Genomic DNA, 11805 nt, shown 5'->3' with positions numbered 1-11805 from the left:
GGCACCGGATTGAGTTACAATACCGCCAATGGACAAAGACCCTCGATTTTGGCACAGTCGCGGCTATCTTCCTCATTTCGACAAGGAGGGATTTACCCAGTTCATAACCTTTCGCCTTGCCGATTCGCTCCCGCAGGACGTGCTTGATAGATGGCATGCGGAACTCCGCGGCGGAGAGATCACGGACGCCGACCATCGCCGCCGCATCGAGGTCTACCTTGATCAAAATTACGGTGCCGGTCACCTCCGCGATCACCGCATCGCGAACGTTCTGCAGGACACCATATTGAAATGGGACGGCAAACGATATAAGTTGATCGCGTGGGTGATCATGCCAAACCATGGGCACATCCTGCTGACACCGGAGTCAGGGGTGACGGTTCCCGAAATAGTGCACTCGATCAAATCCTACACTGCTCACGCAGCCAACGAAATACTAAAGCGAACGGGCCAATTTTGGGCAAGAGAATATTTCGATCGCTATATTCGCGACAGCAAGCATTTTGCGAGTACAATCGCCTATATTGAAAACAATCCGGTCAAGGCGAGACTATGCAAGTTGCCTGAAGAATGGCCGTACTGCAGTGCAAACTTAAAGCTATAGCCGGGAACGCAGGCGCCCTCGCCTTCACGGCTGCGTATTTTGCAGCCAGACGTCCGTGGTTATCCAAATACATCACGCCGGAGGAACCGGCGTTGCGGACGAGGGTGTCCGCGTTCCAGTCAATGTGATGAATATGAAACTCTTAGCAATTTTAGTGTTTACGCTGATGTTGGTTCCTGCGGTTTTTGGTCAGGCTGATGGGGTCAATATTGTACCGAAGCCTGCCCAGATTCGAACATCGAATGGTTATTTCGATCTGAAGCGTGATACGAAGATACTGGCAAAAGATGATGCTTCAATACGAATAGCGAATCTTCTGAACCAAATTTTATCGGTGAGATATGGGTTTACGTTAAAAATTGTTTCAAAAGAACAAAAGCGAAATCTGATTACCATAGAGAAATTTGGAGCGGCTCCTGGAATAACTCCGAATTCGGATCGTTATATGCTCGCTGTTTTGCCCGAGCGAATTCGCGTGCTTGGAGAGGAAAACGGTCTGTTCTACGGTGTAAATTCATTCATCCAACTACTTCCGACGAATTCGAGTGAGCCGTTGCGGGTTCCATCACTTGAAATAGTTGACGAGCCACGCTTTGCATACCGCGGTATGCACCTCGACGTGTCCCGGCATTTTATGCCGATTGAGTTTGTTAAAAAGTACATCGATCTGATGTCGCAATATAAATTCAACACATTTCACTGGCACCTGACGGACGATCAGGGATGGCGGATCGAGATCAAGAAATATCCTAAGCTGACCGAGATCGGATCAAAGCGGAGCGAGTCGCACGTCGGCAATTACACACCGGCTTTCAAGGGCGACGGCGTGCCGGTCGAGGGTTTTTACACTCAGGAACAGATCAAGGATGTCGTGAAATACGCCAAAGAGCGTTACATTACGGTCGTGCCTGAGATCGAACTGCCGGGCCACGCGTCGGCGGCACTCGCGGCGTATCCGCAGTTTGGCTGCAAGGCTGATTATAAGTATGAAGTTAAGAAAACGTGGGGCATCTTTAAGGAAGTATTCTGCCCGACGGACGAGACATTTAAGTTTCTCGAAGATGTGATCGACGAGACGATCGCTCTGTTCCCGGATTCGCCTTATGTACATATCGGCGGCGACGAGGTGCTCAAAGACCATTGGAAAGAATCGGCTTTCGTGCAGGACCTGATGAAACGCGAGGGCCTTAAGAATGAGCACGAAGTACAGAGTTACTTTGTGCGCCGCATCGAAAAACACATAAATAAACGCGGCAAAAAGATGATCGGCTGGGACGAGATCCTCGAGGGCGGCCTTGCACCCAACGCGACCGTTATGTCGTGGCGGGGAATGAAAGGCGGCATCGAGGCGGCAAAGGCAAAACACGACGTGGTGATGACGCCGACCGATTTTGCGTACCTCGATTATGCCCAGGGCGATCCGGCAACCGAGCCAACCAATATCGGTGGTTGGCTGCCGCTCGAAAAAGTTTATTCGTTCGATCCGGTGCCGAAAGAGTTGTCGTTTGACGAAGCCAAATACATACTCGGCGGCCAGGCAAATATCTGGACCGAGTATTTGAAAACACCCGAAAACGTCGAGTACATGGCTTTCCCCAGAATGCTCGCCATCGCCGAATCAGTATGGTCGAGGCCTGAGGACAAGAGTTTTGCTGACTTTCAGCGACGCTTGGTCTCGCAATACGCACGACTCGACAAACAGAACGTGAGTTATCGAATTCCCGTCCCGACAGGCCTCGTGAACAAGGTTCTCGCGGATGGCGAACTGGCGGAAATGGATCTTTCGACTCCGCTCGCCGGAGCACGTGTCTTCTATACTATCGACGGCACGACGCCCGACGAAAGGAGCACCACGTACACTAAACCGATACAGATCGCGCTCGCCGAAAATGGTCGTGTTGACGTCAAAGCCGTGGTCGTATTAGCCTCGGGCCGCAAGAGTTCGGTCTATACAGCCACGCTGCTTCGCCACAAATGGCTACAACCTGCCGAACCAAGCGGTAAGGCCGCAGGCGTTGCCTACTCGTTGTTTGCCGCGGGCGTTGAAACAGGGCGCGATCCAGTGCCCATTACCGGGGAATCACGGTCGATCGGCCTTGCTCAGTTTGCCAAGCAGGTCGATCCGAAAGGCACATACTCTGTCGCATTCGACGGGTACCTCAATGTGCCGATCGATAGCATTTATGAGTTTCAGGCTGACTCCACCTGGGATGCAAGCATCAGCGTTGATGGCGAGAAATTGTTCGACAACGCGGGAACGGCCGAGCGGAAAGTGCGTTCCGGCGTGGTGCCGCTTAGGGCTGGCTGGCATAAGGTTTCGCTGCGATACAACCATAGCGGGGGCGAAGCATTCTGGCGGATCCGGTGGGCGATCAAGGGTCAGAATTGGCGAAATATCAACGGCGGCGAATTGGTTCATTAAACCCGGGAGGTGTCAATAATATATGAAAGTAGGCGATCCGGCACCGGACTTCACGCTTAAGGATGGCGAAGGTTCCGAGTGGTCACTAAGTAATTACAAAGGGCGCACAGTGGTGCTGCTCTTCTATCCGGGCGACAACACGCCCGTGTGCACCGCACAGCTTTGCTCGGTCCGCGATCATTGGTCCGAATACCAGGCGACCGGTGCCGAGGTCGTCGGCATCTCGACCGACTCGGTCGAATCGCACAGCGGCTTTGCCGAAAAGCATAATCTGCCGCTGCGGCTCTTGGCCGACACGGATCGCTCGGTCTCGGCAATGTACGATATGAAATCCTGGCTGCCCGGACGCTCCGCCCGCGGCGTAGTGGTTATCGACGGCAAAGGCAAGATCACGTATCACAAGGCAGAATCCCTGAGCCTGTTTCGCCCGGCGGACAATGACGTGCTCGCGGCGATCAAGGCCGCACAAGGAAATTAACCACAGAGAGCACCGGGAGCACAGAGCGCCATACTGGCTAGATCTGGATTCTCTGTGTCCTCTGTGTGCTCTGTGGTAAAATCTGCCTATGGCTTTATTTAGTGAAAAATTCAAATGTGGACGTTGTGGGCAGAAGACCGAACCGATAGGTTTCGCACCGCTGCCGACGGAGTTGGGGCAGAAGATCGGTGCTGAGATGTGTCAGGGTTGCTGGAAAGAGTGGCTGCAAAAGCAAAATCAGCTTATCAACCACTTTGGCATCGACGTTTCAAATCCGGACTCACACGAGTTTCTCTTCGACAATATGAAGATATTCTTCTACAACGAAGGCGTAGAGCTAGCCCAGATAGACACCTCGCAAGAGGGCAAGGTCAACTGGTAACTGCCGACGTCGACCAAACCATCAACCGGGGCCACGGATGTTTGACGGCGACATACCTTACTTTATCAACGAGGCATTTCACGCCGACCTCGTCGCATCCGCCGAATTGGATCAATTGCTGGCTGGCGGTTGGCGTCATTTTGGCACCCATTTTTTCAGATACAATCTAGGGATTTACGGCGGCGAGATCCGCCGGGTAATGCCGCTGAGGATCAGGCTGGCTGATTTTCGCCTGTCTAAGAGCCAGCGCCGCGTGCTCCGCCGCAACGCCGGCCTCGACGTGTCGATCGGCCCATTTGACGTAGCTCCCGAAACACACGATCTATTTGAACGGCACAAACGCCGGTTTAAGAGCGGCGTTCCGGATTCGATCTTCGACTTTATCGTTCGCGACGCCGAAAGTTCACCTACCGAGCTGTTTGAGATCACAGTCCGAGACGGCGGCAAACTCGTCGCCGCCAGCTTTTTCGACCTTGCCGAACGCTCCGTCTCGGCGATCTACGGTTGTTTTGACCCGGATGAAACGGCCCGAAGCCTCGGTATTTTCACAATGCTGAAGGTGATCGAATACGCGACCCAACTCGGGTTCGAATTCTATTATCACGGCTACGCCTACGAGGGTACGTCCTTTTACGACTACAAAAAACGATTCAACGCCGTCGAGCAATTTGATTGGCAGGGCAATTGGAAGATCATAACTGAGTGATGGCGAAAGATATTTAACCGCAGATATAGCAGATGACTCAGATCTTTCATATAAGGTTTTATCTGCTTCATCTGCGTGATCGGCGGCTAATAGGCATTGTTACGGAGCCGCCTTGCTCTAGGCCAGACACTTCGTCCACTCGATGTACTTTTTCGAATCAAATTTTTTGCCCGTACTGCCGCTCGTCATATAGCGGATCTGGCCAAACACCGCTCGCTCCATCCACGGCCGATCGTGTTTTCCAAAGCACCAAAGGATACCGCAGTACGAATTAGGATTTCGACCGTCAAGACAATACTTGTTGTTGAGGTGGACCAGCGTCTCAAAAGCGACCTCGTATGACGGCGACCACGCGATGACGTTCTTGCCCCACAGCATCCGTACGTAATTATGTATTTCGCCGGTAACGGTCATCTCACGCTGGGCGGCATTCCAGAGTTCGTCGTGCGTCTCGCCCGCCTCAAGCTGTTCGAGCGTGTAGGTGAACTGCCGCTCATCACCCGCGTGCTCACGCATCGTCTTGTGAACCCAAGCGGGCAAAGCCTCAAGCGTGTCATATTTTGGGTTAAAGAGTGTCATATTGTACGACAGCTCGCGGCGGACTATTAGTTCTTCTAAATATGCGTCGATCGACTCTTGCGGCGCGTCGGCATCTCGCACGGCAAGTGCGATCTCAATTGGCGACAGATAGCCGAAATGTAAATACGACGACAGCCTCGACGAACCGTCGCGGTCGGGTTTGCTGCGGGCTTTGTCATAATCGGTTAAGATGTCATTCACAAATTTGGAGAGTCGAGCGCGTCCGGCGGTTGTACCACCACGATAATGGCCGGATGCCGGCACGCTGTGGTCGATATCACACTCGGAAACTAGTTGAGCAATGTTGTCAGCGGTGATGAGAGTTTCGGGACAATCAACTTCCAGCCCGAGGCTTGTTATATCAACCGCTTCATTAGCCAACGGCACGAGATAGCGGTCGAGCAGCTTTTTTATCTTTGGGCGTATCGTGTACGCGGCATACTCCTCCTTGTCGAATTTCGACATCGGTATAACACCATTCGAATCGACCACAAAAACCGGAATATCTGCTCGCTCAGCGATCCGCCGATTGTGTTCCGGGATGATAAAGCAAGGGAAGTCGTCGGTGACGATCAACGCCGCATCTTTTGCGAGTGCCGCGACCGTCTGTTTCGGCGAGTCTTTATCCTTTTGCAAATAAAAGACATAGCGGATGCCGAGGCGCTCAAATTCGCGACGCTTTTCTTCAACGCCTTCGAGAATAAAGGTATGCAGACGATCTGACGCCCAAGGGTAGTAATATTTCAGCCCCTCATAAACCACCAGCGGCAGCTTCAGCTCATTTGCCCTGCGTATCGCGTAGATCAGAGCGTGGTTATTATCGACACGCTTGTACATCTGCATCCAATACAAAACGTATCGAGCGTTAGAATTTACCGGTTTGTTGTTAAGAGCGATGACTCTTTCGTTGATCCGCATTGGGTGTATTATAGAGATTGTTAGCCACAGAGAACACAGAGGAAGATTAGTTTATGAATTTGCTTTCACGGTTTAGATTCGTGTCGCTCCCGGTTTTAGTTTCTTGCCTCATCTTTCTCTGTGCTCTCTGTGGCCATTCCTCCGCACAGGACTTTAAGACCCTTAAAGACGGCGTAGAGTACGCCGAGGTGACCCGCGAGGTGAGCGGCAAGGTGGTCCAAATGAACCTCCTCCGCCTCGATCTCAGCAAGGTCCGCCTCGATGTCCACCACGCGATGGACGCCGCCATCGGCACTGAGAAAACTTCGTCGATCGCTGCCCGCCACGGAGCGTTTGCAGCTGTAAACGCGGGTTTTTTTAGGCTTGATACAAGTATTTTTGCCGGTGATGCTGCAGGGCTTTTGATAATCGACCGCCATCTTATCAGCGACTCCACTAATGACCGAATCGTATTGGGACTTACCAATAACAAACTTGTAACTGAAGTTGCCATTGGTAGATCGGAACTTACACATTTTCTTTTTCAGGGAAAGCGTGAAATTGAAATCTCGGGATCCAATCGAGAGTTGGCCACGAATGAAATTGTTCTTTATACGCCGTATTTTCATCGAACAACGTTGACTAGCAAGACGGCAATAGAATTAATAGTTCGAAAAGACCGCATCGTAAAGATAGTTCGCAGTATTGGAAGTTCAGAAATTCCTACTGATGGTTATGTATTGTCTGCAAGCGGTACGATGGCAAGCGAATTGACCAAAATTGCTAGGGTGGGCACCCTTATTCAAATTGGTCAGCGAACGCACATTATCAGTATTTCGCACGAACCTGATCCGCCGAAAATGGAGTATTTCGAAGACATCGTCGCCGGAGTTCCTCAACTCATCAAAAACGGCCGTGTAGACATCACCTGGGAACAGGAAAAGACCACCAAGTCCTTTGTCGAAACGCGGCATCCGCGGACGGCGGTGGCTAAGCTCAAGGACGGCAAGTTTCTGATGATAACGGTCGACGGCCGGAGCGAGACGAGCGGCGGCATCGGGTTGCAGGATCTTGCGGAATATCTGCTGAGCCTCGGAGCGGTCGACGCAATGAATCTCGACGGCGGTGGTTCGACGACAATGTTTGTCGATGGCAAGGTGGTCAACAAACCGTCGGACAAAGAAGGCGAGCGAAAGGTCAGTGATGCGATCCTCGTGACGCTGCGAAACCCCAAAAAGTAAACGGCCGCAGGTAACGCAGAAATTTGACCATTCTTTATCTGCGTCAAATGGAGTTTGCCTTTGGCCTAGACATCTTGCGGTCAAACTAAGTTGGTATGAACTGCGTAATAATGTTAACTTTCGAGCAATAATCAACTAAAAATATGAATCGAATCACCGTCGCGTTTTGCCTGCTCGTTGCTTTTTCATTTGGAGCCTTTGTTATTACGGCGCAGACGCCGCCGCGTAAGTCCATCGCCGCTGTTACCGAAAAGATGAAGCGGATCGATGGTTTTGTGCCGCTTTACATCAGTGCTGACGACGGCAAGATCTACATCGAAGTCACGCGGTTCGGTACTGAGTTTCTGTACCTCGTGAGCCTGCCGACCGGCGTTGGGTCTAATCCGCTCGGGCTCGATCGCGGCCAATTGGGTACGACCAAGATCGTGACGTTTGAGCGGGCGGGCAATAAGGTTTTGCTCGTCCAGCCAAATTACGATTTTCGGGCCACGGGCGATGCCAAGCAAAAAAAGTCGGTCGAGGAATCGTTTGCCAAGTCGGTGATCTGGGGTTTCAAGGTCGAGGCCGCCGACGGTGAGCGCGTCCTTATCGATGCGACGAGCTTTCTGATCCGCGATGCACACGGCGTTGGCGACCGTCTCAACCAGGCGAAGCAGGGAAACTACAGTTTCGACGAGAGCCGCAGTGCCCTCTATATGCCAAACACCAAGGGATTTCCCAAAAACACCGAAGTTGAGGCGACGGTCACGCTTTCGACCACCGCCGAGACCGGCAACCTCATAAATCAAGTTGCCCCGACGGGGCGCAATGTCACGGTTCGCGAGCGTCATTCTTTTGTGGAATTACCCGATGACAAATACCGTCCGCGTCGATTCGATCCGCGAACCGGATCGATTCCGATCAGCTTTTACGACTACGGCACAGATATCAACGAGGACCTCGAAAAGCGTTGGATCCTGCGTCATCGCTTAGAGAAAAAAGACCCAAGTGCCGCCATCAGCGAGCCCGTTAAGCCGATCGTCTATTACGTCGACAACGGCGCGCCCAAGGCGATCCAGGACGCTCTGATCGAGGGAGCAAGCTGGTGGAATCAGGCGTTTGAGGCCGCCGGTTTTCGCAACGCCTTTCACGTTCGCGTGCTGCCGCCCGATGCAGACCCGATGGACGTCCGCTACAACGTCGTCAATTGGGTCCATCGTGCGACGCGGGGTTGGTCGATCGGTGACAGCGTGGTCGATCCGCGAACGGGCGAGATCATCAAGGGCGACGTGACGCTCGACTCACAGCGTGCGCGCCAGGACTTTCTGCTCGGTACCGGAATGGCTCCGCAGTACGCATCGGCAAGTAACGCGTGCGATTTCGGCCTGTTGCCGGATGTCGATTACCTTGCCTCGACGGACGCCGCGAGTGACGTGACAGCAATGTCGTACGCCCGCATCCGCCAACTTTCGGCTCACGAGGTCGGTCATACACTCGGTTTTACACACAATTTTGCCGCAAGCACCTACGGCCGAGGTTCGGTTATGGACTACCCGGCACCGCTGGTCGAGATCCGCGACGGCAAGCTCGATCTTTCAAATGCGTATGCGGTCGGCATCGGGGCATTCGATAAATTTGCCGTCACATATGCGTATTCGCAGTTTAGTGCCGGAGCAAATGAGAGCTTTGAGCTCGAAAAGATCGTTCGCGAGGGCGTTGCTGCCGGAATGCTGTTTTTGTCCGACAATGATGCCCGCCCTGCCGGCGGATCAAACCCACTCGCTAATCTGTGGGACAACGGCGCTGACCCGGTGGCAATGCTCCGTCACGAAATGAAGGTTCGCCGCATCGGTCTGAATCAATTCGGGATCCAAAATATCGAAAAGGGAGCGCCGCTCTCCGAGCTCGAAAACAAATTCTTGCCTCTATACCTGCATCATCGCTATCAACTTAACGCAGCGATCAAGTCGATCGGCGGTTCGTACTATACGTTTGCCGTGCGGACCGAGAATGGGCCGAATCCTGCTACCGTCACCGAAAATGTCCCGGCTGCTCGCCAGCGTGACGCCCTGGCCGCCGCCCTCGAGACGATCAAACCGGACGAACTGGCGATCCCCGACAACATTCTGCGGCTGATGCCGCCAATTGCGTATGGGTATGGGTCAGGCCGATCGGAGCTTTTCGCGAAGCGGACCAATCCGATGTTTGACGCCGTCGGTGCGGCCGAGATCGCCGCCGATCTCGCCATCAGCGGATTGCTCGAGCCCAATCGTGCCGCCCGCTCTATCAGCCAAAACGCACGCGATCGGGCGTATCCGTCATTCCGCGAGGTGGTCGGTGCTCTTGTAAAAACGGCTTTTGCATCACCGGCGTCGGCAGATGGGAACCAGGCGTTGATCCAGCGTGCGGTCCAGAGCCTTTTGGCCGAAAGACTTATGGAACTTGCCGCAAACCCGAATGCGCAATCGCAAGTTCGTGCCACCGCGGCCGAGGCACTGCGTAGCCTTTTGGCGATGCTCAAACGCAAGGCAGCGACGGGCGATACAGCGGCTCATTACCGTTCAATCGCCGAAGACATCGAGCGATTTTTGAAAAGGCCTGACGCCCCGCGAAAACAACCGGCACCGTTGCCAAATCCACCCGGCGATCCGATCGGCGGTAACTGATCGTCCGCGGCATTTGTCGATCAATCGTCGGGCCAAAGCCCGGCTTCGAGATGGCTGCATTTATGGCGTATATTTAGTGGTACAGACGTATATTTTGAGGAGGAACAATATGAAGCAGTTATTGACCATAATTGTATTTGCGATGATTTTGACAGCTTGCGGAGCTGGCACCGGCGGCTCGGCAAAGATCGACATAAAGGTCGGCGGCAAAGACGTCAGCCTTGAGACAAAGACCAGCGGAACCTACAAAAACGTCAAGACGTTCACAGATATAAACGGCAAAGCTACTACGGCTACAACCTTTCAGGTTGGTCTGGCTAATTACGAGATGGATCCGGCCACTCCATTGACAATGTCAAAGCCCTTGACCTCGCCGGATCAAGTGCGTCTAATGATCCAACTGGTCGGCGAAGAGGGCACGGATTCGAAATCGGAATTCAAACCGGGCATATATAAGGCCGATCCGCAGCAAAAATATATGAGCCTTAACTATTTGGCCGTCTTTCAATTTGCGGACGGCAAGGAGACGAATACGAATTTTGATACATCGTTTTCTGCGTCCAAGATCACGGGCCAGGTCGAGATCAAGTCCGTCACCGCCGACACCGTCAGCGGTACGATCGATGTGACCGAAGGCGATAAGTCCGTCAAGGGATCATTTACGGCCAAGATCGCCGTCAAAAAATAGACAGACGTCGATCTACCAAATGTGACGGTCCGGAAGCTAAGTGAACGGACCGTCACATTTTTCATTCGTCGGTCGCTCACCGTTCTTAGGTTTTGGCCTAATCGAGCAGGCCAACAGAGATTGACCGCCCAAATGCCGAATCGACAAGCAAAGCCCGCCCAAATCGCAATTAGACTGTCCCAAATTAGGTCAATTTAATTTGGGACAGTTAACTTACACATTTCGTAACGCTAAGCCGTGTGATCTCTGCTACTTACGGGCGAAAAGTGTCCCTAATTAATTTTACGTTTTTGCCGAATTTGGGACAGGCTAAATGCTCTGAATAAATAGGTTAACCTCCCAAAGTGTCCCTAATTAATTTCCTTCCCCTCAGGCTTTTTACAAAATGTGCTCAGGAATGCCGTAACTACTGTGTTTGTTTCATCAGTCTTTAGTTTTCAAAGATCCGTTGACTGGTTAAATTATATTATATCAGAAATTGCAACGATACAGCAACGTCGCATAGATGCAACACGCATCGACGCAAAGGTAAATGAGATCCGAAAAACTCCCCTCCTTACCAAGGAGGGGTGGCAGCGGCTTCCGCTGACGGGGTGGTTCTCTCACGATAATTAATATTCACCGTGAGCTAGACCTAGGCCACAAACCACGCAGAATTCCTGATCGACGCTTGAGAACCACCCCGTCATCCCGATAAAAGACATCGGGACGCCACCCCTCCTTTGTAAGGAGGGGAGTTTGAGGATTCTGAAATCAGCACCAAGGGTTCGCCGTCGGCGCCACCCGTGGCTCTACGCTGGCGAGCGAGCCTGCGTTCAGCTTTGGACGGTCATTGAGGCCGCAAACAAATTCATTGAGACCAACCGTCAACCGGTACAAAATGACGCTATCGCCGCCTCGCGAAACCCCACGATCGGCGAACGGACCAAAAGACATCACGCTTTCGCTCAATCGCATCGAAGTAGAAGGTCAATGTCCGGAGAAGTTTAATGAATGATCACAGTACGGAAGTCGTGCCCCTTATCGCTGCATCGACACGGCAAGCAGGATCGCTCACACGATCGAGAAGTATGAATCCGAACAGAGAATTGCAGTATCGCAATTGTGACCCCGATCGCTATAAGCTACGCCGTCTCTCGTTGCCGTTCCTAGGTTAGATATAG

The 11805-nt window shown here is 52.6% G+C and carries 10 protein-coding genes; 9 read left to right on the top strand and 1 reads right to left on the bottom strand.

All coding sequences use genetic code 11. The features are described from left to right. Nucleotides 1–28: 28 nt before the first annotated feature. The 5 genes from IPQ00_13710 to IPQ00_13690 all read left to right on the top strand — a co-directional run bounded on the left by IPQ00_13710 (nt 29) and on the right by IPQ00_13690 (nt 4592). Nucleotides 29–604: a transposase gene (locus tag IPQ00_13710; protein MBL0241618.1), complete on the top strand. Its 576-nt coding sequence runs from the start codon at nt 29–31 to the stop codon at nt 602–604. A 133-nt stretch (nt 605–737) separates the two neighbouring features. After that, nucleotides 738–3026 carry a family 20 glycosylhydrolase gene (locus tag IPQ00_13705; protein ID MBL0241617.1) on the top strand — a complete coding sequence of 763 codons (2289 nt, stop codon included), beginning with the start codon at nt 738–740 and terminating at the stop codon, nt 3024–3026. A gap of 22 nt (nt 3027–3048) precedes the next feature. Then, the gene (locus tag IPQ00_13700; protein ID MBL0241616.1) at nt 3049–3504 is read left to right on the top strand and encodes a peroxiredoxin; all 456 of its coding nucleotides are present in this window, start codon (nt 3049–3051) and stop codon (nt 3502–3504) included. Nucleotides 3505–3592: 88 nt separating this feature from the next. After that, the gene (locus tag IPQ00_13695) at nt 3593–3886 is read left to right on the top strand and encodes a Fe(2+)-trafficking protein (protein ID MBL0241615.1); all 294 of its coding nucleotides are present in this window, start codon (nt 3593–3595) and stop codon (nt 3884–3886) included. 37 nt (nt 3887–3923) lie between these two features. Then, nucleotides 3924–4592: a GNAT family N-acetyltransferase gene (locus IPQ00_13690; GenBank protein ID MBL0241614.1), complete on the top strand. Its 669-nt coding sequence runs from the start codon at nt 3924–3926 to the stop codon at nt 4590–4592. A 117-nt stretch (nt 4593–4709) separates the two neighbouring features. Here IPQ00_13690 and IPQ00_13685 read toward each other — a convergent pair whose 3' ends face one another. After that, the gene (locus tag IPQ00_13685; GenBank protein MBL0241613.1) at nt 4710–6089 is read right to left on the bottom strand and encodes a deoxyribodipyrimidine photo-lyase; all 1380 of its coding nucleotides are present in this window, start codon (nt 6087–6089) and stop codon (nt 4710–4712) included. A 53-nt stretch (nt 6090–6142) separates the two neighbouring features. On the opposite strand from IPQ00_13685, the gene IPQ00_13680 reads away from it, so the two are divergent. From IPQ00_13680 to IPQ00_13665, 4 genes are all read left to right on the top strand, one after another. Next, nucleotides 6143–7309, top strand: a complete 1167-nt coding sequence (locus tag IPQ00_13680) for a phosphodiester glycosidase family protein (GenBank protein ID MBL0241612.1) — start codon at nt 6143–6145, stop codon at nt 7307–7309. A 143-nt stretch (nt 7310–7452) separates the two neighbouring features. After that, nucleotides 7453–9954, top strand: coding sequence for a zinc-dependent metalloprotease (locus IPQ00_13675; GenBank protein MBL0241611.1), 2502 nt, complete (start codon nt 7453–7455; stop codon nt 9952–9954). Between the two features lie 109 nt (nt 9955–10063). After that, nucleotides 10064–10642, top strand: a complete 579-nt coding sequence (locus IPQ00_13670; protein ID MBL0241610.1) for a hypothetical protein — start codon at nt 10064–10066, stop codon at nt 10640–10642. Nucleotides 10643–11631: 989 nt separating this feature from the next. After that, nucleotides 11632–11799 carry a hypothetical protein gene (locus IPQ00_13665; GenBank protein MBL0241609.1) on the top strand — a complete coding sequence of 56 codons (168 nt, stop codon included), beginning with the start codon at nt 11632–11634 and terminating at the stop codon, nt 11797–11799. Nucleotides 11800–11805: the final 6 nt, after the last annotated feature.

Source organism: Chloracidobacterium sp. (assembly GCA_016720705.1).
Classification (GTDB): Bacteria; Acidobacteriota; Blastocatellia; order Pyrinomonadales; family Pyrinomonadaceae; genus OLB17.
Note: the sequence above shows the minus strand (reverse complement) of the source record. Positions and strands in the feature narration are given on the sequence as shown.